The sequence below is a fragment of the Tropicibacter naphthalenivorans genome, from assembly GCF_900176475.1.
GTDB classification, from domain to species: domain Bacteria; phylum Pseudomonadota; class Alphaproteobacteria; order Rhodobacterales; family Rhodobacteraceae; genus Tropicibacter; species Tropicibacter naphthalenivorans.
On the sequence record NZ_FWXX01000005.1, the window covers coordinates 213,742 to 235,827 of the forward strand.

At 59.8% G+C, this 22,086-nt stretch carries 17 protein-coding genes and 2 tRNA genes; 11 read left to right on the forward strand and 8 right to left on the reverse strand.

Annotated features, from left to right (window positions below; all coding sequences use genetic code 11):
• Window positions 1–65: 65 nt before the first annotated feature.
• The 4 genes from B9A11_RS12675 (at window position 66) to B9A11_RS12690 (ending at window position 3,767) form a co-directional block, all read left to right on the forward strand.
• Window positions 66–794 (forward strand): biotin--[acetyl-CoA-carboxylase] ligase, encoded by a 729-nt coding sequence (locus B9A11_RS12675; RefSeq protein WP_058248410.1) that lies wholly within the window; start codon window positions 66–68, stop codon window positions 792–794.
• A gap of 12 nt (window positions 795–806) precedes the next feature.
• The gene (locus B9A11_RS12680) at window positions 807–1,583 is read left to right on the forward strand and encodes a type III pantothenate kinase (RefSeq protein ID WP_058248411.1); all 777 of its coding nucleotides are present in this window, start codon (window positions 807–809) and stop codon (window positions 1,581–1,583) included.
• A complete protein-coding gene (locus B9A11_RS12685; RefSeq protein ID WP_058248412.1) occupies window positions 1,580–3,244 on the forward strand; it encodes a ribonuclease J in 1,665 nt (554 codons plus the stop codon). Before B9A11_RS12680 ends, B9A11_RS12685 begins: the two co-directional genes overlap by 4 nt.
• Before the next feature lie 97 nt (window positions 3,245–3,341).
• The gene (locus B9A11_RS12690; protein WP_058248413.1) at window positions 3,342–3,767 is read left to right on the forward strand and encodes an OsmC family protein; all 426 of its coding nucleotides are present in this window, start codon (window positions 3,342–3,344) and stop codon (window positions 3,765–3,767) included.
• A gap of 150 nt (window positions 3,768–3,917) precedes the next feature.
• Here B9A11_RS12690 and B9A11_RS12695 read toward each other — a convergent pair whose 3' ends face one another.
• The 3 genes from B9A11_RS12695 to B9A11_RS12705 all read right to left on the reverse strand — a co-directional run bounded on the left by B9A11_RS12695 (window position 3,918) and on the right by B9A11_RS12705 (window position 8,205).
• Entirely contained in the window at window positions 3,918–5,354 is a 1,437-nt protein-coding gene (locus B9A11_RS12695; protein ID WP_058248414.1) for a DEAD/DEAH box helicase, read from the reverse strand.
• Window positions 5,355–5,548: 194 nt separating this feature from the next.
• Window positions 5,549–6,499, reverse strand: coding sequence for a glycosyltransferase family 2 protein (locus tag B9A11_RS12700; RefSeq protein ID WP_058248415.1), 951 nt, complete (start codon window positions 6,497–6,499; stop codon window positions 5,549–5,551).
• Window positions 6,496–8,205 (reverse strand): glycosyltransferase family 2 protein, encoded by a 1,710-nt coding sequence (locus B9A11_RS12705; protein ID WP_234988825.1) that lies wholly within the window; start codon window positions 8,203–8,205, stop codon window positions 6,496–6,498. Before B9A11_RS12705 ends, B9A11_RS12700 begins: the two co-directional genes overlap by 4 nt.
• Window positions 8,206–8,331: 126 nt before the next feature.
• Between B9A11_RS12705 and tgt the strand changes: the two genes are divergently transcribed.
• Both tgt and B9A11_RS12715 read left to right on the forward strand, forming a co-directional pair.
• Entirely contained in the window at window positions 8,332–9,459 is a 1,128-nt protein-coding gene (tgt, locus tag B9A11_RS12710) for a tRNA guanosine(34) transglycosylase Tgt (RefSeq protein WP_058248417.1), read from the forward strand.
• Window positions 9,460–9,530: 71 nt separating this feature from the next.
• The gene (locus B9A11_RS12715; protein WP_058248418.1) at window positions 9,531–10,487 is read left to right on the forward strand and encodes a hypothetical protein; all 957 of its coding nucleotides are present in this window, start codon (window positions 9,531–9,533) and stop codon (window positions 10,485–10,487) included.
• 6 nt (window positions 10,488–10,493) lie between these two features.
• Here B9A11_RS12715 and B9A11_RS12720 read toward each other — a convergent pair whose 3' ends face one another.
• On the reverse strand, window positions 10,494–11,366 hold the full coding sequence (locus B9A11_RS12720) for an NAD-dependent epimerase/dehydratase family protein (RefSeq protein WP_234988826.1): 873 nt from the start codon (window positions 11,364–11,366) through the stop codon (window positions 10,494–10,496).
• The gene (locus tag B9A11_RS12725) at window positions 11,306–12,169 is read right to left on the reverse strand and encodes a glycosyltransferase (protein WP_058248420.1); all 864 of its coding nucleotides are present in this window, start codon (window positions 12,167–12,169) and stop codon (window positions 11,306–11,308) included. The genes B9A11_RS12720 and B9A11_RS12725 overlap by 61 nt, the downstream gene beginning before the upstream one ends.
• 481 nt (window positions 12,170–12,650) lie before the next feature.
• Here B9A11_RS12725 and lon point away from each other — a divergent pair, with 481 nt between their 5' ends.
• Entirely contained in the window at window positions 12,651–15,062 is a 2,412-nt protein-coding gene (gene lon, locus B9A11_RS12730) for an endopeptidase La (RefSeq protein WP_058248421.1), read from the forward strand.
• A 76-nt stretch (window positions 15,063–15,138) separates the two neighbouring features.
• Here lon and B9A11_RS12735 read toward each other — a convergent pair whose 3' ends face one another.
• Window positions 15,139–15,327: a hypothetical protein gene (locus B9A11_RS12735; protein WP_058248422.1), complete on the reverse strand. Its 189-nt coding sequence runs from the start codon at window positions 15,325–15,327 to the stop codon at window positions 15,139–15,141.
• Between the two features lie 168 nt (window positions 15,328–15,495).
• Between B9A11_RS12735 and B9A11_RS12740 the strand changes: the two genes are divergently transcribed.
• The 4 genes from B9A11_RS12740 (at window position 15,496) to B9A11_RS12755 (ending at window position 18,524) form a co-directional block, all read left to right on the forward strand.
• Window positions 15,496–15,945, forward strand: coding sequence for an HU family DNA-binding protein (locus B9A11_RS12740; RefSeq protein WP_234988827.1), 450 nt, complete (start codon window positions 15,496–15,498; stop codon window positions 15,943–15,945).
• Between the two features lie 19 nt (window positions 15,946–15,964).
• A tRNA-Val gene (locus B9A11_RS12745) sits at window positions 15,965–16,039 on the forward strand.
• Window positions 16,040–16,187: 148 nt separating this feature from the next.
• A tRNA-Val gene (locus B9A11_RS12750) sits at window positions 16,188–16,263 on the forward strand.
• Window positions 16,264–16,430: 167 nt separating this feature from the next.
• Window positions 16,431–18,524, forward strand: a complete 2,094-nt coding sequence (locus tag B9A11_RS12755; protein WP_058248423.1) for a calcium-binding protein — start codon at window positions 16,431–16,433, stop codon at window positions 18,522–18,524.
• A gap of 11 nt (window positions 18,525–18,535) precedes the next feature.
• Here the strand turns inward: B9A11_RS12755 and B9A11_RS12760 are convergent, their stop codons facing one another.
• Both B9A11_RS12760 and B9A11_RS12765 read right to left on the reverse strand, forming a co-directional pair.
• A complete protein-coding gene (locus tag B9A11_RS12760) occupies window positions 18,536–20,620 on the reverse strand; it encodes a methyl-accepting chemotaxis protein (protein WP_083499890.1) in 2,085 nt (694 codons plus the stop codon).
• Window positions 20,621–20,713: 93 nt separating this feature from the next.
• Window positions 20,714–21,898, reverse strand: a complete 1,185-nt coding sequence (locus B9A11_RS12765) for a vWA domain-containing protein (RefSeq protein WP_058248425.1) — start codon at window positions 21,896–21,898, stop codon at window positions 20,714–20,716.
• Window positions 21,899–22,086: the final 188 nt, after the last annotated feature.

Here is a 22,086-nt window from a genome sequence, read left to right on the forward strand (position 1 = left end):
GACAATTAAGCAAACGGTGGCGCGCCTTTCGGGCGCGCTGCTGCGTTTCTAAGGGGGCTTTCAGAATGTGGCCTGACGGATATGCCAAGCGGGTTCTGCCCGAGGTCGACAGTACAAACGCCGAAGCGGCGCGCATTGCGCCGGATCTGGCGGGGCCGGAGTGGATTCTTGGCCTGCGCCAGACGGCAGGGCGCGGGCGGCGCGGGCGCGCTTGGGTGAACCCCGAGGGCAACTTTACCGCCACGCTGGTGATGCGCCCGCTTGAGGCGCCCGACGTGATCGCTCTGCGCAGTTTCGTGGCCTCTCTGGCGCTTTATGATGCCTTTGCACAAGTCACCGGGACCGACGCGGGCCTGTCGCTGAAATGGCCCAACGATGTGCTGCTGAACGGCGGCAAGGTGGCAGGCATCCTGCTAGAGGGCAGTCCCGGCTATCTGGCCATCGGCATCGGCGTCAACCTGATCGCTGCGCCGGATGCGTCCCAAGTCGAAGCGGGTGCGGTCTCCCCGGTCAGCCTGCTGGCCGAAACCGGCGTGCGCCTCACGCCCGAAGCCTTCCTGACCGCGCTGGCCCAGGCCTACGCCAAGTGGGAGCGGACCTTTACCACCTTTGGCTTTGCCCCGGTGCGCGAGGCGTGGCTGTCCCGCGCCGCCCGCCTGGGTGAGACCATCACGGCACGCACCACGCAGCAAGAGACGGTGGGCGTGTTTGAGACGGTGGACGCCGAGGGCAATCTGGTCTTAAAGACCCCCAAAGCCCGCGTCGCCATCGCCGCCGCGGACGTGTTTTTCTAAGGGACCGCCCCCATGCTCTTGGCCATCGACTGCGGCAACACCAATACCGTCTTTTCCATCTGGGACGGGGCGAAGTTCATCGCCACTTGGCGCACGGCCACGATGCACCAGCGCACGGCGGACCAATACTATGTCTGGCTGTCGACCCTGATGGCCTTTCAAAAGATCGAAGCGGACATCACCGACGTGATCGTCTCGAGCACCGTGCCGCGCGTCGTGTTCAACCTGCGTGTGCTGGCGGACCGCTATTTCAACACGCGCCCCATCGTGGTGGGCAAGCCAGAATGCGATCTGCCGGTGGACGTGCGCGTCGATGCGGGCACTGCCGTGGGCCCGGATCGTCTTGTAAACACCGTTGCGGGTTACGATCTATTCGGCGGCGACCTGATCGTTGTCGATTTCGGCACCGCAACGACGTTCGACGTGGTGGCCGAGGATGGCGCCTATGTGGGCGGGGTCATTGCGCCGGGCGTTAACCTCAGCCTCGAAGCCTTGCACCAGGCAGCGGCGGCGCTACCTCACGTCGATATTTCCAAACCGGCCATGGTGGTTGGCACCAACACCGTGGCCTGTATGCAGTCTGGCGTTTTCTGGGGCTACGTCGGCCTCGTGCGTGAGATCTGCAACCAGATCAAGGCCGAGCGCGGCCGTAAAATGCGCATCATTTCCACGGGGGGGCTGGCCCCGCTGTTCCAGCAGGCCGTCGACCTGTTCGACGAATTCCGCGATGACCTGACCATGCACGGTCTGCGGGTCATCCATGATCATAACAAAGGCAAGACCTTATGAGCACTGAACGATTGATTTACCTCCCCCTTGGGGGCGCCGGCGAGATCGGCATGAACTGTTACGTCTATGGCTACGGCAAACCGGGCGAGGAACGCCTGATCGTGGTCGATATGGGCGTCGCTTTTCCGGATATGGACGGCACGCCGGGGGTGGACTTGATCATCCCGGACATCAGCTGGCTGCGTGAAAACCGCAACCGGATCGAGGCCGTCATCGTCACCCACGCGCACGAAGACCACGTGGGCGCGGTCGGCCACACCTTTGAAGCGCTCGGCGCGCCGATCTATGCGCGCGCGTTTACCGCGAATATCGCGCGTCACAAGCTCAAGGAGTATGGGGTTGAGGGCAAGGCCGTCCGCACCGTATCCCCTTGGCCGGAAACGGTAAAACTTGGGCCGTTCACGCTGGGCTTCCTGCCGATTTCGCACTCGATCCCCGAAAGCTCCGGGCTTGTGATCGACAGCCCGGCGGGCCGCGTGATCCATACCGGCGACTTCAAACTGGACACCACGCCCTTGGTCGGCGAGCCGTGGGACCCGGAGCTGTGGCGCGAAGTGTCCAAGGACGGGGTCAAGGCGCTGATCTGCGACTCGACCAACGTTTTCTCGCCCGAGCCGGGCCGCTCCGAGGCGTCGATCGGCAAGAACGTCGAAGAGCTGATCGCCGGGGCCGAGAACATGGTTGTGGCGACGACCTTTGCGTCCAACGTGGCGCGCGTCAAAACGCTTGCGCAGGCGGGCGAGCGGGCTGGGCGGTCGATCTGCCTGATGGGCCGCGCCATGCGGCGGATGATCGAAGCGGCGGTGGAAACCGGCGTGCTTAGCGACTTTCCCAAGGTCATCAACACCGAGGACGCAGGCTCTATCCCGCGTGAAAACCTGATGCTGCTGGTCACCGGCTCGCAGGGGGAACGGCGCGCGGCCTCGGCGCAATTGGCGCGCGGCAAGTTCCACGGGATCGAGCTGAAAGAGGGCGATCTGTTCCTGTTCTCGTCGAAAACCATTCCGGGGAACGAGCGCGGCGTGATCCGCATCATCAACCAGCTCTCCGAGAAAGGCGTTGATGTCATTGACAATTCCAACGACTACCACGTCTCGGGGCACGCCAACCGCCCCGATCTGGAAACCATGCAGGACGTGGTTCAGCCGCAGATCGTGGTGCCCATGCACGGCGAACATCGTCACCTGCGCGAGCATGTAAAACTGTCCGAGGCCAAGGGCCGCGCGGGCGTTCTGGCGGTGAACGGTATGATGATCGACCTCACCGGCAACGCGCCGAAGGTGGCCGAATACATCGAAACCGGGCGCACCTATCTGGATGGTTCGGTGCAGATCGGCGCGCTGGATGGCATCGTGCGCGACCGTATCCGCATGGCTCTGAACGGTCATGTGATCGTGACGGTGATCCTGGACGAGGACGACGAGCCGCTGGGCGAGCCGTGGTGCGAGCTGATGGGGCTGGCCGAGCAGGGGCGGTCCAACGCGCCGCTGGTTGACGTGCTCGAAGAGGACCTGTCGCAGTTCATGGGCCGCGCCGGGGACAAGACCCTGACCGACGACGACAAGCTCGAAGAGGGGCTGCGCCGCGTCACGCGCCAGACCTGCATGAACGAGATTGGTAAAAAGCCAGAGGTGACGGTGGTGGTCAGCCGCCTGTCCTAAAAGTTAATCAGCCCGCCCCAGTGGCGGGCTTTTTTAATGGAACTTAACCTTCTCCGGCGGGTTGGGCGGATAACACGCCTGACTGTAGGAGAACAGAATGATTGAAAAAGCCGGTTCCGCCAAATGGATGGGTGGCCTGAAAGATGGCAAAGGCACGGTGTCCACCGAGTCGACCGCCCTCAAGGAGCAGCCCTACGGCTTTAACACCCGCTTCGAAGACGGCGCGGGCACCAACCCCGAGGAATTGATCGGCGCGGCGCATGCCAGCTGTTTTTCCATGGCTCTGTCGATGATCCTAGGCGAGAGCGATCTTGTCCCCGACGAAATTTCGACCACGGCCAAGATCTACATGGATAAGAAAGACGGTGGCTTTGCGGTGGTGAAATCCCACCTGACCGTGGCGGCAAAAGTGCCGGGTGCCTCTGTCGAAGCCTTTGAAAAGGCGGCGCAAACCGCGAAAGAGAACTGCCCGATCTCCAAGCTGCTGGATTGCGAGATCACCATGTCCGCAGAATTGGTTTGATTTACGAGTTTTAACGAAAAGCCTTTGTCTACCTGTTCTGGTTACCCTTAACGAGTTGCGGGCGCGCCTTGACGGTGCGCCCGTTTTCGCATCAAAACATACAAAAACCGCCCCGATATTCGGAGCGGTTTTGTAAATTTTACCAAGGGCTTAGCTGGCGCGGCGCTCGTCAAAGCTCAGCGCGATAAAGTCGGGCAGGTGGTCGCCCATGCCAACCACGTTGTTGTCCCTGCGCCCACCGCGATCTTTGCCACGGGTGTCATTGCGATTGTCGCGGGTGTCCCGACGCGGCTCTTCGCGCTTTTCTGTGCGCGGCTCAGAGCGGGTTTCCACTTGGCGCTTGTCATCGGAGGACTTGCTGCGCGACCGCGAGCGACTGGATTTGCGCGGCTCATTCGTGTCCTTGGTCTCTTCCACTTTCTCGGCAGGGGCCTCGGTCTTGACCGGATTGTCGAGGCGCGGGATCTCTTTTTGGATCAGTTTTTCCACCGCATCAAAGTACTTTTCATCGCGCGGCGTGCAGATGGTAAACGCCTTGCCCGAACGGCCTGCGCGGCCGGTGCGGCCAATGCGGTGGACGTAATCCTCGGCGTGGCTCGGCACGTCAAAGTTGAACACGTGGCTTACGGCCGGGATGTCCAGCCCGCGCGCCGCCACGTCCGAGGCCACGAGAATGCGCAGTTCAGAATCGCGGAAGGCATCCAGCGTCTTCATCCGCTGCGACTGGTCCAGATCGCCATGGATCGGGGCAGCGTTGTGGCCATATTTCTTGAGCGATTTCGAGACGATATCCACGTCGACCTTGCGATTGCAGAAGATGATCGCACGGTCGCAGCTGTCGCCCTCGGCGTCGATCAGGGCGCGCAGCACCTTGCGTTTCTCGGTGCCTTCGCGGTCTTTGCGCGAGGGCTTGAACACAACTGCACCTTGCGTGATGTTCTCGGATGCGGTGGCCTGACGCGCGACTTCGATGCGGGCCGGGGCCGAGAGGAACGTGTTGGTGATCCGCTCAATTTCCGGCGCCATGGTGGCGGAAAAGAACAGCGTCTGGCGGGTAAACGGCACCAGGCCAAAGATGCGTTCGATGTCGGGGATAAAGCCCATGTCGAGCATCCGGTCGGCTTCGTCGATGACCATGATCTCGATGCCGGTCAGCAGCAATTTACCACGTTCAAAGTGGTCCAAGAGGCGGCCCGGCGTGGCGATCAACACATCGACGCCCTTGTCGATCAGCTGATCCTGTTCCTTGAAGGACACGCCGCCGATCAGCAACGCCTTGGTCAGTTTGACGTTCTTGGCGTAGGTGTCGAAGTTTTCGGCGACTTGCGCGGCCAGCTCGCGGGTTGGGCACAAAACCAGCGACCGGGGCATCCGGGCGCGGGCGCGGCCGCGGGCGAGCTTGGTGATCATCGGGAGGGTAAAGGACGCGGTCTTCCCCGTGCCGGTCTGGGCGATCCCCAGCACATCCTTGCCCTCAAGCGCCGGGGGAATCGCACCCGCCTGAATCGGAGTGGGCGATTCATAACCGGCCTCTTCGATGGCTTTGAGAACTTTGGGGCTGAGGTTCAGGTCAGAAAATTTTGTCATATGTATCCGATCGATGCGGACACTTTCCTGGCCCGCGCGTCTGTCTGGGATAGCCCTTTTGGCCCGGCGTCGCGCCGTTTGCATCCCCTGTGGGGGGGTCTTTAGTGAAAATGCCGTAAAAGGTCAATCAAAGCCTACGCCTGCGGGGCAATCGTGATGCTATATTCGTCCCAAAACGGAAACAAACGGTTAATTCAGCTTGGATTGTTTCCGGGGAAATGCTTCGCACGCAGGTCGTCCAGTTTCATAACGTGTCGACGCAGCAATCCATGGGCACTGAGTCTATCGCACAAGGGCTGATCCGCGACGCAGACTTCGTCAAAGAACGCGCGCAAGGCGGGCTCGCCGCCATCCTCTTCGATCACCGCAAACAGGTCGTGCAAGCTTAGCGCGCCATCCCGGCGTACCTGCGGCTTTAGCTCGGATCGATACGACCCGCGCGCCAGTCTAAAGCGATAAGCGTTTATAAAATGCGCCCAACTGTCGGCGTGGAAGTGTCCAAGCTCAATACCGGGCAGGTCAGCTTGGCCAGGGTTTTGGACGCCGTTAAGGGTAACGTTATGTATCTTAATTTGTAGACCTTTGGTGCCCGGGCGAAAGAACAGCTTGCCGGCCACATGGGACAGGAAACCGCCGGACAAATGGGAGGCCCACATTGGAAAGCAATCCTCGGCGGCGCGGTGACGCTCGGCTTGATTTTGGTGGAAAGCTTTAAAGGCCGTCTCGCCGGGCGCGGTGCCGGTTCCATTTGCCAGCGCCTCGATCGGACGCACGCGGGCGCAGAGTGCTGAGGCGGGCAGGGCGGCCAATTGCGCGGCGACGGGGGTTTCCGACAAGAGGAATTCATCGGTGTCGATATGGGCCAGCCAATCGACCTCTGGCTTGCGGTTGTTGGCGTGGCGGGCGTTGATGCTTTGGCGGGCCTGATGCTTGTCCGGGCGTCCATTGCGCTTGGCCCAATAGGCTTTATCGGTTTGGACGACACGGATTTTAGGGTGGGATTTCAGCGCCCTAAAGGTGTCATGCGCATCGACATCCAAGTAGATGTACAGCCTGTGCGCGCCCTGTTCCAAATGCCATGCCGCGAACCGTTGGATCGCATCCAGAGGCGCATTGGTCGTGGTGACCGTTCCCCAAGTGGTCATGGCAGGCGTCCAAACACGCGGTGCACCGCGCCGTCGAAATCGAAGTCGTGGGTCAACAGCATGTTGTGCTCGGACAGGCGTTCGCGCAACTCGGGCGTGTCGGCGCAGACCTCTTCGAAAAAGGCGCGCAGGCCTTCGTCGCCTTCTTCCTCCATGAGAAAATCGAACAGTTCGGATTGGCCAAGCTCGGGGCGCTCGTTGCGTTTACGGTAAGATCCACGCGTGCGTCGAAACTCTAGATGAGATCGGAAATGCTCCCAAGAGGGGGCGTGGAAATGCGCCAGCCAAATGCCCGGCGGACGGTGCCGATTGGACACTTCTTCCTTGTGCATTTTGAGCGCATGTATCCCTAAGCGGGTGTCGGGAATGCCGGTTCGGGCAAACACCTTGCCAGAGGTATGGGACAGGAAACCGCCGTATAGATGCAGTCCGAAGGTGGGGTAAACCTCTTGCAATATTGCTTTTTTCAGTCCGGCGTACTTGTGCGAGAACTTGAAGTGGCGCGGCTGGCCGTGTTCTGGCGCAAGGCATTCGGCAGGAGAGACACGCGCCGCGGCGGTGGCGGGCGGCATGGCTGCGAGAATTTCGTTAACGGGATTTTGCGCGATTAAGAACTCGTCGACATCGATATGCCCCAGCCAGTCAAGATCGGCTTCGCTGGCGCGCAGGGTGCGCGTGGCGTTAAAGGCTTGGCGCAGCTGGTGTTGATCCATGCGGCGCTTGCCGGAATTCTGCCAGTAGGTGTCATCGCACAGCGTGACATGAACGCGCGGGTTCTGCTTGAGGAACCCGGCTGTGGAAGCATTTGGTTCATCAAGGTAAATGTGCAAAGCATCGGCGCCCAGCTCTAGATGGTGCGCGGCCCAGCGGGCGATTTGCGGCAGCGGCGCTCTGATCGTCGAGACCAGACCCCAGCGCAGGCTCTGAGGCGTCAGGTGCAGCCGGTCCACCGGAACGGGTGCGATATTCGAGCGTTTGTTCGTCTTGGCCGCGATCTGCTTCAACTTGCGCGTGCGCATGGTTTGCAACCGACGAAACAGCGTTCGATCGTCATGGATCAGCAAATCCAGCAGGTGATGCGCCAGCGGGGCGATCACTTGGTCGCCCTCGGCCTCTTGCCACAAACGCGCCAGCAGGTTCACATCGAGCCCGCCATTGGTGATGGAATAGGCGTCCATTTCCATCGGCAACGGGGCGCGGGTCTTTTCCAGCGTAAAGGGTTTTTCGGGCGGCTGACCCGAGTGTAACCTCTCGGATTCGTAGAGCTTCATCATCCCAAAGAGCGCCGTCAAAGACAGCCCGACGCTGCGCTGCGCAGGCGTCGTCCCATGATCCCCAAAGGTGGTGACGGCGGACACCAACCACCGTTGGTTGAGATGCGCCAGCAGGTGCGCGCCGTGTTCGGCCCACAGCCGTTGGAACAAGGTCGGCGCGTGGTCAGGATAGCTGCGTTTGCGCAAATGCGCGATCAGCAGGCCGTTGAGAAACACCAACTCGCTCTGCCCTTGCAGTTCTTCACGAAGTTGAAAGCACTTGCGGTGATAAGAAGAGCGAAACGGCGGGCCGAGAACGGGGTCGTCTTGGGGATCGGCGACGATCTGGTCGGCCATGGGCGCAAGGTCCAGGTCGAGCGGCGGGAGCGCTTCGCCCTCTGCATAGGAAAACGAGTCGCGGCGCGCCTCATACTGGGACAATAGGGCGGCCATACCGCCCTTATACGTGGGTGTTCTGCTCATATCGGCAAAGTGGCCGGATTGCGCAGATAGAGCAAGAGGAGAGGTAATTCACGCAAAGGGCTTCACAGGGGCGGGCCGGGGCGCTAAGGGGCGTTTATGGCTTTGACATCGTTTGACCTAAAGGCCCGTGACGGGCGCGCGCGCACGGGGGTGATCACCACCCCGCGCGGAGAAATCCGGACCCCGGCGTTCATGCCGGTCGGCACTGCAGCCACCGTCAAGGGGATGCTGCCCGAAAGCGTGCGCGCGACCGGGGCGGACATCCTCTTGGGGAACACCTACCATCTGATGCTGCGCCCCGGCGCAGAGCGGGTGGCGCGTTTGGGCGGTTTGCACAAGTTCATGAACTGGGATCGGCCGATCTTGACCGACTCGGGTGGTTTTCAGGTGATGAGCCTGTCTGAGCTGCGCAAATTGACGGAAAAAGGCGTGACCTTCCGGTCGCATGTCGATGGCTCCAAGCATGAGCTGACGCCCGAGCGGTCGATGGAGATTCAAAAGCTTCTGGGCTCTGACATCGTCATGGCGTTTGATGAATGCCCGGCGCTGCCTGCGGATCGCAAGCGTTTGACCGACAGTATGCGCCTGTCGATGCGGTGGGCGCAGCGGTCGCGTGATGCGTTTGGCGATCGGCCCGGGCACATGCTGTTCGGGATCCAGCAAGGCGGGCTCGAAGAAGACCTGCGCGCCGAAAGCGCCGAAGCCCTGAAAAACATCGGGTTTGACGGCTACGCCATTGGCGGCTTGGCCGTGGGCGAGGGGCAAGAGGCCATGTTCGGCTGTCTCGATTTCGCGCCGGGGCAATTGCCCGAGGATAAACCGCGCTACCTGATGGGGGTGGGCAAGCCAGAGGATATTGTCGGCGCGGTCAAACGCGGCATCGACATGATGGACTGCGTTTTGCCGTCGCGATCCGGGCGCACCGGGCAGGCGTGGACCCCGCGCGGGCAGGTGAACCTCAAGAACGCGCGCCACGCCGATGATCCGCGCCCCTTGGACGAAAACTGCACCTGTCCGGCGTGCACGTCCTATAGCCGCGCTTATCTGCATCATGTGTACCGCAGTGGCGAGATGATCGCCGGGATGCTGCTGACTTGGCATAACCTGCATTATTATCAGCAGCTTATGCAGGGAATGCGTGACGCGATCGAGGCCGGAACCTTTGTCGCTTTCGAGGCGGATTTCCAAGCGACGCGCGCCTTAGGCGACATCGAACGGCTCTGATCGGGCCACGGGCTTTCCCGAATTTGGCCATGTTTACCCGCCATCCTGCCCCTGAAGGTAGGGGCAGGACGATGACGCAGCTGTGGCTTCATATCGGGACGCAAAAGACCGGTTCGACGGCGATTCAACACTTTGGCCAGGCGCAAGCCGCGTTTCTGGCGCGGCATGACGTGCAATTCGTGAAGCTGGTGCGGCGGTCCTCGCTGAACCGGCTGCCCAAAGCGCTGCGGCGCGGGGATCTCGACTTTGCCCGGCACGTGGGTGGCTTGATCGAAGAGGGCATCGCGCAGGCGACGGCCCGCAATATCGTGTTGTCGTCGGAAATGCTGTCGGCCAACGGGGTCGATCTGGCGCAGCTGGCGCAAATCCTGCCGAGCCTCACGCGCTTGCCTTTGAACATCGTGGTGTACCTGCGCCGGCAGGATCGGTTCATGGAATCGCACTATCGGCAACGCGTCAAGAATGGGCGTTACGGGGGCCCCATCAGCAGCTACATCAAAGAGACGCGGGATGCGTATGGCGATTATGATCGGCTTCTAAGACGGTGGGAGGAGGGCTTTCCTCAGGCGCGAATATACGTGCGTCGGTTCGAGAAGGGTCACTTGAAAGACGAAGATATAATAAGCGATTTCAATGCACTGCTAGGTGTTTCTCATGTGCCACATGAGCTGCGCGCCGCGCCGATCAACGCCTCGCCCAGCGATGAAATGCTGACTATGCTGCACTTGCTAAAGGCCGCAGGCGGCTATGATGTGGCGCGCTTGCGCAAGGCGGTTGAGGCGCGCTGCGGCGATTTGGGGCGTCAGGCGCGGCTGTTGTCCGCCGCGCAGGCGCGTGCCTTGATGGATTACTATGCCGCCAGCAATGAGGCGGTGCGCCAGCGCTATTTCCCCAAGGACGAGGCGTTGTTCGAGACCGATGATTTGAGGCAGGAAACGTCAGCAGATCAAGGCTTTACCGCGGATCAGCAGGCGATGATCGGCGCGCTGCTCGCGGCCATTGCCGAGGCCCATGTGCGGGCGGCGTGACAGAATTTAACGGAGCATCTCGCTCAGATCGCTGCGCAGCAGATCCCAGCCACCCGGACGCCAACCAAGATTGGTCAGCTTGTCGCAGATCAGCGGCTTTACGGGTGTGCCGGCGGGCGGCGGCGGGGCGGCGGGATTGCCGGTGATCATTTGCACCTCGGTCAGCAAATCATGGCGATCGACCACAATATCCGACGCATGAACCGGCCCGGAAATATCATTTTGGATCAGGAGGTTGCAGGCCTCGGCCAAATCAGTGCCATGCACTTCGGTCCCGCGTCGAGGGGGAATAGGGCGCCCGCTTTGGTAGTCGTCGAACAGGGGGCGCCACTTGTGCTGTGGGCCCGGCCCGTAAACGCCCGTGGCGCGCAGGGCAATCCCGCGAAAGCGGTGGGCGCTAAGATCCTGTTCGCATTGGACTTTCACTTGACCATAAAGCGAGGAGGGGCGCGGTTGCAGCTCTTCGGTCAGCGGCGTGCCCTGCGGCACATCATCAAACACGGCGCGCGTCGACAAAAAGATCACCGTCTGCACATGCGCCTTGGCGGCGTTGCGGAACAGGCGCTGAGTGCCGTGTAGATTGGCGTGCACAAATCCTTGTGGATCGTTGCCTTCACCACCGCGATATTTGCCGGGTTCATGGGTAAAGCCGGCATGGATCAGCACGTCGATCCCTGACAGGTCAATGTCTTGATCTGCAAGATCCCACGTGACGTGTCTGTCAGACGCCTTGGTCCGGCCAAACGTCGTCACCTCACCCGCCAGACCGCGCAGCAAAAACTGGCCAACCAGGCCCGACGCTCCGGTCAGGGCGATCCTCATGCGGCGTTCGGAAGGCGGCTGAGATCGGGCATATTGCCTTCGGCGTAGCTGTGCCAAAGGTCGATCAACGGGCGCAGCTGATGTGCCTTTGCATGGTCTTTTTGCCAAGGTTTTTCATACTGATAGTGCACGATCTTAATGTTGTTCCAATCCCAGAGTTGCGGCAGGTTGATCCAACAGTATTGAAGCATGTTGTAAAAGATCGGCAGGCCGTGCCAGTCTGGAAAGAAGTCCTGAAGAAAAGTCTGATCGGTGCGTTTCCAGAACGCGCCCGGCGTATCGAGACGGGCCAGCATTTGCGCAAAGGTCTGAGCCGAGGGCCGGGCCACAAAGACGCCAGAGTTCATGCGATGGAAATCGGCGAGGCTTTCGTAAACGTTCGGAGCGGCGCAAAAATCGGGGTAATCGAACAGCTTGTCGACGTTTTGCAGCACCAGCGTATCGCTATCCAGGAACACGCAAGCCTGGTAATCCAGTTGCCATAGCCGAAGCTTGATGAAGTTATCCAGCGGCGTGTGAAAGCTGGGTTTGGTCCCTTTGGTGAACGGGGCGCGGCCATGCAGGCGCGACTTGGCGTGTGCATGGTTAAACGCGTCAGAGAGCGGCAGATGATGGGTCAGGATCAGGCGCACCCCCATGGCGCGCAGCGGCTCTAACGCGGTGTCGGGCACGGCGGCGGTGTGCAGGACAACCAGATCGGCGTCGGTGCCGGTCAAGCGCAGCGAATTCATCAAAGCTTTGGCGCCAAGCGCAAAATCGGCGTTGGTCACGAGGGTCACAAAGGCACGAGATGCGCGCGCCGGACGGGTTGCGATCAGCGCAGGATCAAGGCGGGTCAGCGCGGTCGGGGCGTCGTACATGGTGTCCTCGGGGTTGCTCTGACGGTTGGGTAGGGCATTTCACTGGTTAGGTAAAATGAAGCTTTTCTGAAGATTGATATATCTGGCTTTGCGAAATCTTCAAATTTTACAACGAAAATTTAGGACTTTGTGCGGAATTGATGCAATCAATCATGTATCAATCCGCTGCCGCGTGCCGCGATCAAAGGGCGTTCGGCGCTCACAAAATTCGTGTCGCATTTTATTGATCCGGCGCTGGCTAGCCCCCTTGAAACCAACGGTTTTTCTGGCAACCGCCCATCTGACAGGCGTGGGTAGGCCAAAGCGCCCGAAATGTGCCCTTGCGCCGCCCTGCCAAGACCGCCATTCTGCGCCAAAGGGCAGGGGCCTTTGGGTTGAAAACCGTTAAAATGCCCCCATCTCCCTAAGCATGACCGGAGACGGTGAACCGCTGCCGCTGAGCGGGGCGCGACCGTCTTGCCAAGACCAAGGAAACGCGAGCATGAAACAGCCCCTCAACCCCTCTTATCCGGTGCTTCCGCTGCGCGACATCGTCGTGTTCCCGCACATGATCGTGCCCCTTTTCGTGGGCCGCGAAAAATCTGTGCGCGCGCTGGAAGAGGTGATGAACGACGACAAGCAGATCCTGCTTGCCAGCCAGATCGATCCGTCCGTGGACGATCCCGAAACCGATGGCATTTACAAGGCTGGTGTGCTGGCCAACGTGCTGCAACTTTTGAAATTGCCCGATGGCACTGTCAAAGTGCTGGTCGAGGGGCAAAGCCGGGTGCGCATCACCGAATACCTTGAAAACGATCGGTTTTTCGAGGCCAAGGCCGATTACCTGACCGAAATGCCCGGCGATGCAGCCGCGATCGAAGCCTTGGTGCACACCGTCGCCGAAGAGTTCGAGCGTTACGCCAAGGTGAAGAAAAACATCCCCGAAGAGGCGCTGGCCGCCGTTGGCGAGGCGACCGAGCCTGCGCAACTGGCTGACCTCGTCGCGGGCCATCTCGGCATCGAAGTGCCGCAAAAGCAGGAACTGCTTGAAACGCTTAGCATTTCTGAGCGTCTCGAAAAGGTTTATGGTCTGATGCAGGGCGAGATGTCGGTTCTGCAAGTCGAGAAAAAGATCAAGACCCGCGTCAAATCCCAGATGGAGAAGACACAGCGCGAGTACTACCTGAATGAGCAGATGAAGGCCATTCAGAAGGAGCTTGGCGACGGCGAGGATGGCGAAGGCGAACTGGCGGAACTCGAAGAGAAAGTCGCCAACACCAAGCTGTCCAAAGAGGCCAAGGAAAAGGCCGAGGGCGAGCTGAAAAAGCTCAAGAACATGTCGCCCATGTCCGCCGAAGCGACCGTGGTGCGCAACTATCTGGACTGGATGCTGTCGATCCCGTGGGGGACCAAGAGCCGCGTTAAGAAAGACCTTAACCGCGCGCAGGACATTCTCGACGCTGATCACTATTCCTTGGACAAGGTTAAAGAGCGCATCGTCGAGTACCTTGCGGTGCAGGCGCGTTCGCAAAAGCTGAAGGGGCCGATCCTGTGCCTCGTTGGCCCTCCGGGCGTTGGTAAAACCTCGCTGGGCAAGTCGATGGCCAAGGCCACGGGGCGCGAGTTCATCCGCATCAGCCTTGGCGGCGTGCGCGATGAATCCGAGATCCGCGGTCACCGCCGGACCTACATTGGCTCGATGCCCGGCAAGATCATTCAGGCGTTGAAAAAGGCCAAGACCACGAACCCGCTCATCCTGCTCGACGAGATCGACAAGATGGGGCAGGACTTCCGTGGCGACCCGGCCTCTGCCATGCTCGAAGTGCTTGATCCCGAACAGAATTCGACTTTCGTGGACCACTATCTTGAGGTGGAATACGACCTGTCGAACGTCATGTTCGTGACCACGTCGAACAGCTATAACATGCCTGGGCCGCTGCTGGACCGGATGGAGATCATCCCGCTGTCCGGCTACACCGAGGACGAAAAGCTGGAAATCGCCAAGCGTCACCTCGTGGACAAGCAGGTCAAGAACCACGGGCTCAAAAAGAAAGAGTTCGCGGTGACCGACGAGGCACTGACCGATGTGATCCGCTATTACACCCGCGAGGCGGGGGTGCGGAACCTTGAACGCGAAGTGGCCAAGCTGGCGCGTAAAGCGGTGACCAAGATCGTTAAGAAAGAGGCCGAGCAGGTGACTGTGACGCCGGAAAACCTTGACGATTTCCTTGGCGTTAAGAAATACCGTTACGGTCTGGCCGAAGAGGACAACCAAGTCGGTGTGGTCACCGGGCTGGCGTATACGTCGGTGGGCGGTGATCTGCTGCACATCGAGGCGCTGCGCCTGCCGGGCAAGGGCCGTATGAAGACGACCGGGAAACTCGGCGATGTGATGAAGGAATCGATCGACGCGGCGTCCTCTTATGTGCGCTCGATTGCGCCGCAGATCGGGGTAAAGCCGCCGCGCTTTGACCGGATGGACATCCACGTGCACGTGCCCGATGGCGCGACGCCCAAGGATGGCCCCTCGGCTGGTTTGGCGATGGTGACAGCGATTGTGTCGGTGCTGACGGGGCTGCCGGTGCGCAAGGATATTGCCATGACCGGCGAGGTTACCCTGCGCGGCAACGCCTCGGCCATTGGCGGCCTCAAGGAAAAGCTGCTGGCGGCTCTGCGGGGCGGGATCAAGACGGTCTTTATCCCCGAAGAGAACGAAAAAGATCTGGCCGAGCTGCCGGACAACGTGAAAGAGGGGCTGGAAATCATTCCGGTCAAACACGTGTCCGAAGTTCTTGAGATGGCTTTGATCGGCAAGCCCGAGCCCATCGAATGGGACGAAGAGGCCGAAGAAGCGGCGGCAGCTGCTGCGGCGGCCAAACAGGGCGGCGTCGATGTGGGGGCAACCGCGCACTAAGCCTTTGCTATAGAACAAAGAAAACGCCGCGCTCTGAAATGGGCGCGGCGTTTTTGTGTGTCTGAGAGACCGGTGTTCAGTGCGAGGCAGCCGCTCCGAAAACGGTCAGAAAGGCCAACATCATCACGACTTCGGCGCTCGGCGCGCTGCTGGAGGCCGCGGCTTCGACGATGATCGGCGCCTCCATCTGCGGCTCTTCAAGCCCGCCGGCGGTGGCGCTGGCGGCAATTGTGGACATGGCGATCGCGGCAGCAATCTTTTTCATCTGAAATCCCCCCTGGTGCTCAGAAAACAGATTTTATCCTTGCGCGATTTTCCGCCGAGTCAAGCAAGTGCTGGAAATCGGTGGAAAAATCGGTTAAAGTTAATCTTAGGCGATAACGCCAAGCCGCGCGCAACGACGTGGCATCACACAAAGAGCAGAGACAGGCACATGGCTACTGAAACCAAGACGACCACGCGGCGTCGGACGACGTCGACTCGTAAAACGTCCAGCGCGGCAGCATCGACCAAGACGCCCAAGGCCGAAGAGGTCCTGGCAGAGCTGACCGGCGAGCCGACCCCGGCGGAAACCACGATGCCGACCGCGGACATCGTCGAGTTGACCGAACAGCCCGAGCTGAAAAAGCGCGAGCTGATCGAAATGGCGGTCGAGCGCAGCGGCGTGAAAAAGCGCGACGCGAAACCGGCGATCGAAGCTGTTCTGGCGATTCTGGGCGAGGCACTTGCAGAAGGGCGCGAATTGAACCTCCAGCCGCTGGGTAAACTCAAGGTCACGCGTATGAAAAAGGGTGACAACGGCCAGATTATCAACGCCCGCGTGCGTCAGCCGCAGACGGATGAAATTTCTGACACGGACCCTCTTGCGCACGCCGCAGAGTGAGGTTAGAAGCCGCTCTACCGGGTGATTAGCTCAGTGGTAGAGCGCTTCGTTCACATCGAAGATGTCAGGGGTTCAAATCCCTTATCACCCACCAGAATTCCAGAAAGCGCACCTAAGACGGGTGCGCTTTCGTCGTACTGGGGCGAGTGTTTTGGCGGGTTGGGTGGCCGCAAAAACTTGGGATTTTTCCGGATAAACGGTCTTGCGCGCGGGGCTGGCTTTCGCTAAATCCACCGCACGGCGGGTGATTAGCTCAGTTGGTAGAGCGCTTCGTTTACACCGAAGATGTCGGGAGTTCGAGCCTCTCATCACCCACCATTCCACCTTGTTTTGCTCTACCATTTTCCGGAACTGGACTGCGTTATTGTCAGTCTGAGTGTGCGGATGTACCCTTTGGCTGAATTGGTTTGGAGGGGCGTTTTATGTGGATCGAGGGTCTTGGGCGTACGGTTTTTCGGGCGCATTTGAATCAGGGGCCCAGCGGAATGTACCTCTTTGATCATCAAAGCAGCCAGTTCCGCATTATTTCCGGTCCCGATGGCCAGAGTTTCACGGCCTCTTCCGCGCTTTATAGCGAGTTTCAGCGGATTCTCGTGTCGGGCAAGGTCGCAGGTCCACAGGATGTCGGCTACGAAGTCTATGAATTGAATGACGATTTCACCGTCTCGTTGTTTCAGGACATTGAACCGGGCGCGGAGTCTTCCTTTTTTGACTTGGATAAAACCGTCCATAGCCTGGAGACGTCGGATTACCTTATTTCCTTGTCGGGGATGCCGACGGTCTTGTTTTCAGACGGCACATTTGAACCGTTCTCGGAATTCTTCGGCGGTATAAGCACGATCACTTCGGCGCGCTTTGCCGGAAAGTATCAAAGCGAGGCGCTGATTATCGCCGAGGTGGATGGCAATTATAACGGGCAGCTGATTGGCATCGACAGAGCGCAAGCCCAGTATCGGATTTACGATCAGTTCGAGGGGGCGATCAGCAGTGCGTCTGTTTCGAACGTCTTTGTTCTGCAGGACCGCCTTTTTGCAAACATAGGGACCTCGACCTACGGCAAAGAACTGTGGGAACTGGTCGATGGCGTCTGGACGATTGTGGAGGATCTGGATCCGGGGTTTTGGTCGTCTAGCCCGTCTTATGAGTTCACGCAAAACGGGGCGCATTATTTTACCGCCGTGACGCAAGACGTGGGTCGAGAGTTGTTTCGGTTGGACGCGGATGGTTTGTCCCTTGCGCTGGACGCAAATCCGGGAAGCGCCAACGGGTTGGTGCGCGCCGTTTTCCTTCGGGTCGGGGAAGACGTCTACTTTCAGGATGACGCAGAGACGGTTTGGTTCCGCATGGACGCCGCGGGCGTAATCCACACGTCGACAGGTTTCGGCGCTGACGGGACCCTAGACACGCCCAGCTTTGTGGTGAATTTCGACACCCAAGAGGCGACGTGGACCCGGAATTCTTATGACGCTTCCGCAGTTTACGTCGTGAACAACGGATTGTTGCGCCCATTCGATCTACCGGACGGGATCGGGATCGAAGCCGACGGCCTTTTCTTTTTGAATGGGACACTGTTCCTTAAGGCGGACGATGGCGCGAGCGGAACCATGCTCTACGCTTACGCGGCCTCCGGGGAATGGGTCGCGCTGTTTGATGCCCCGTATGAGACCGGCGTTCCGTTGCCGAGCATCTATGATCTGTCGATGATTAACCACGGTGGGCCCAGGGACGTTTGGTTCGGCGACGACAGCGACGAAGTCGTGCTGGCCCCGGATGTTGGCGGTATCATCTACGCCGAGGCGGGGAACGATTCGCTGATGGGCGGCGTGTCTGCCGATGCGCTCTATGCCGGCGATGGGGACGACACGCTGACCGCGGGGGACGGCGACGATACGCTGGATGCAGACCGGGGTGCGGATCATATTTCTGGCGGTGATGGGGATGACCAAGCCTGGGGCGATGGTGGCGACGACACCATATTTGGCGATGCTGGCAACGATACATTGCGGGGCGGGCGTCAGTGGGATTCGATCGATGGCGGTGCTGGTGACGACTCGATCGTGGGCCAGCGTCATGGCGACACTCTGCTGGGTGGGCTGGGCAGCGATACGCTCAAGGGCGGCGGCGGCGCTGATTTGATGGTTGGCGGCGAAGGGGACGATTTCCTTAAAGGGGGTAGTTACGCGGATACCCTGTTGGGCGGCGCGGGAGACGACCGTTTGGTCGGCAATCGTCACGATGATGTGCTTGACGGGGGCGCAGGACGGGACAAGCTGAACGGCGGCGGCAATGACGATACGCTGATAGGGGGGGCAGGAGATGACTGGCTGGTCGGCGGGATCGGCGCGGACTTTTTTGTCTTTGAGGCCGGTTCGGGACAGGACACCATCGCGGATCTGGATTTGCGCTACGATAAAATTTCGCTGACTGGGGCCGATCTAGGCGGGCAGTCGGTCGTTGATCTGGCTGCGGCGGCGCAGACGACAGAGGCTGGGCTGCTGCTGACTTTGACCGAAGGTGACACGATTTTGCTGTCTGGCGTGACGCAGAGCAGCGGTCTAGAGGCAGTGCTGCTGTTCTGAGCGCATCTTGGTCAAGCGGCTTGCTCTGTCTCGACCTGCGGTGATGTGGCGAAGCCAGACTGCGCGCTGACTTCGAATTGACCAACCAAAGCCTTGAGGTTTTTACCTTCGGTCAACAGGATACGGCTGTCGGCGGCGGATTTTTGGAACATCTCGGCGTTCTTTTGGGTCATCTTGTCCAGCTCAGAAACCGCGAGGTTCACATCGTTCAAGCCTTGGGACTGCTCCTCTGACAGCTCGGCGATCCGGCGGATTTGCGATGTGACCTCTTCGACGGCATGAAGGATGTCATCCAAGGCCGCGCCGGTTTCATTCACGAATTGCACGCCATGCTGGACGCGTTCGCCGGACGTGGAGATCAAGGTTTTGATCTGGCGCGCGGCTTCGGTGGTGCGTTGGGCCAGCGATCGTACCTCGGCGGCGACAACAGCAAAGCCACTGCCAGCGTTCCCCGCACGCGCCGCTTCGACCCCGGCGTTGACGGCCAAGAGGTTGGTTTGAAAGGCGATGTCATCAATTATGTCGCTGATCCGAGAGATTTCCTTGGCGGAGTTGTCGATCTCGGTCATGGCGGAAACGGTGCCCGATACGATGTCCGCCCCGGCGCGGGCCTTATTGATGGCGCTTTGCCCGCTGTCGTTGGCGGCGCGCGCTCCGGCGGTGCTGTCGGAGACGGCCGATGTCACATGTTGCAGCGCGGCGGCGGTTTCTTCCAGCGTTGCGGCGGTGTGCTCGGCCCGGTTGGACAGATCGTCCGTCGAATTGCTGATATGGTCCGCGCTTTCGCTGACCGCCTGGGCGGATTGGGCAATCGCTGTGATCACGTCCCGCAGCTGCGCGATCGCATGGTTGTAATCGGCCATAAGCTGTTGGTAATCGGCACCAAAATCTTCGGTGATGGCGGCGTCGAGGTTGCCCTTGGCGACCCGGCGCAGCGCCGTTTCCAGCGCTTTGACGACGCGGCTTTGTTGTGCCTGAACCTCGGTCTGCTGGGTGCGCAAGGTTTCCGCCTCCACCAGCCCATCGCGAAACACGACGAGGCGGTTCGCCATATGCCCGATTTCGCCCTTTTCGCGGGCCAAATCGTCAAGCGCGATGTCTGTCTTGCCTTGCGACAAGTCGCTCATGCGATCCATCACAAGGGTCAGCTTTTGCGTCAGCTGCCTGCCAAAGATGAACGCCAGCAAAGTCGTGATCCCGAGCGCCACCGCGATGCCGATCAAGCTTTGCCAGAGGACGGCGTCGGTGATGGCGTTCAGGCTGGTCTGGTCGATGATGATATGCGCGATGGCCACCGGTTTTCCGGAAAAGTCATTGACGACATAGGCTTGTCCGGCGGCGGGTGCGTCATTCAGGGGGAAGTTTTTCCTCAGGGGATCGCCCTGTAATGCCTTTTCGATGTCGGACGCGCTTAGTAGGGGCGGGCCATCATAATAGGCTGTTACGCGTTGCAAGCCGCTGTCATCGCTAGAGAAATCAGCGATCGAATCGTCCGGTAGCAGGTACATTTCGACGCTGCTTTTCCCCTCGGCAAAGATGTCCTCTAGAAAGGCGCTGTCGAACCGCAGCCCAAATTCCACCGTGCCCACATGATCGTTGCCTTGACGCACCGGCGCGATGCCGCGAATGCCAAGGCCCGCGCGCCCACGTTCCAGCCCGGCCAAGGCCCGCTGCTGTTGGTTGGCTGCGACCACCAAGCGGCGAAAGCCGGACAGATCATCGCCATACAGATCGGGTTTGTGGACCCGCAGGATCGAAATCGCATCAGGCGAATGAAACTGGAACTGCGCAACCCCGGTCGAAGCTGAGACCTCGCCGAAATTCTTGACGAACAAGCGGTGCAAGCCCTTGGTATCCTGTTTGTCGACGGCGCGCTGCACCCGCGGCATGGCCGCAACGACCGTCGCCATGGACAGGGCGGTTTGTACGCGGTCGGCCATCGACGCTTCGAGCCGACCCTGGATCTGGCGAAATTCACGATCGCCCCCCTCTTGGGCCAGTTTCTGCGATCCAAGGTACAAGGGCACAGCCGCCAACAGGGCAGAAATCACTGCACTGATAAGAATTGCGAGAAATATCCTGAATCTCAGGGACATGATCTACTCCGCTGGGTTCGCCGCCATATCAATGCAGCGTCCAGCGTTTTGACCGCGTTAAAGCAGGCCCGAAAAATACAAAAAACTTTAGACTTACCGCCCCAAAAGACGCATCCCGCGATCAATCCCTTCAAGCGTCATGGGGACCATGCGGTCGTCAAAAATCTCGCGGATCATCTGGATACTTTGCGTGTATTTCCAATGACTTTCGGGCACCGGATTGATCCACAGATGATCGCCCCACTGCGCGCGGGCCCGCGACAGCCAGACCTGTCCGGCCTCTTGATTCCAATGCTCATTTGCCCCACCGGCATAGGCGATTTCATAGGGCGACATAGAGGCGTCCCCGACAAAAATACATTTGTAATCAGGCCCGTAGGTGTTGAGGACCTCCCACGTCGGGGTCTGTGCATCCCAGCGCCGCCGATTGTCGCGCCAGACGCCTTCGTAAAGGCAGTTATGAAAATAGTAATGCTCAAGATGTTTGAATTCGGCGCGGGCTGCGGAAAACAGCTCTTCGACAATCTTGATATAAGGATCCATCGAGCCGCCAATATCGAAAAACAACAACACTTTCACAGCGTTGCGCCGTTCGGGGCGGGTTTGCACGTCAAGATACCCATGCTCGGCGGTGGCGCGGATCGTGCCATCCAGATCGAGTTCTTCGTGCGCGCCGTCGCGGGCCCAGCGGCGCAGGCGTTTGAGCGCGACCTTGATGTTGCGCGTGCCGAGCTCGATGTTGTCATCGAGGTTCTTGAACTCGCGCTTGTCCCAAACCTTGACGGCGCGCTTATGGCGCGACTCTTTTTGGCCGATGCGCACGCCCTCGGGGTTGTAGCCGTAGGCGCCAAACGGCGAGGTGCCGCCTGTGCCGACCCATTTGTTGCCCCCTTGATGGCGGCCCTTTTGCTCTTCGAGACGTTTTTTCAGCGTCTCCATCAGCTTTTCAAAGCCTCCGAGCGCCTTGATCTGGGCCTTTTCTTCGTCGCTCAGATGCTTTTCCGTCATCTTGCGCAGCCACTCTTCGGGCAGATCGACGGCGTCAAGGACCTGCTCGGGCGTGATTGCCTCTAGCCCTTGGAAAGACTGGGAAAACGCGCGGTCAAAGCGATCAAGATGGCGCTCATCCTTTACCATGGCGGCGCGCGCCAAGTAGTAAAAGGCATCCACATCATAGGTGGCCAGACCCACGGTCAGCCCTTCGAGAAAGGACAGGTATTCGCGCAAAGAGACCGGCACGCCATTGCTGCGCAGGGTTTCGAAGAATGGAACAAACATGCGCCTGTTGTAGGGGGCGGGCGCAAAGGGCGCAACACCAACAGGCGCGGGTCCGAAAGGCTAAGCCGCTACCCATTTCGTATAGGGGAGCGGCCAAATTTACTTTTTGTTTACCGGGATTTTCGATCCTGAACCCGTCGTAGACAGGGAAGGGAGGATCAAAAATGGAGGCGCAAGATCATTGAGGG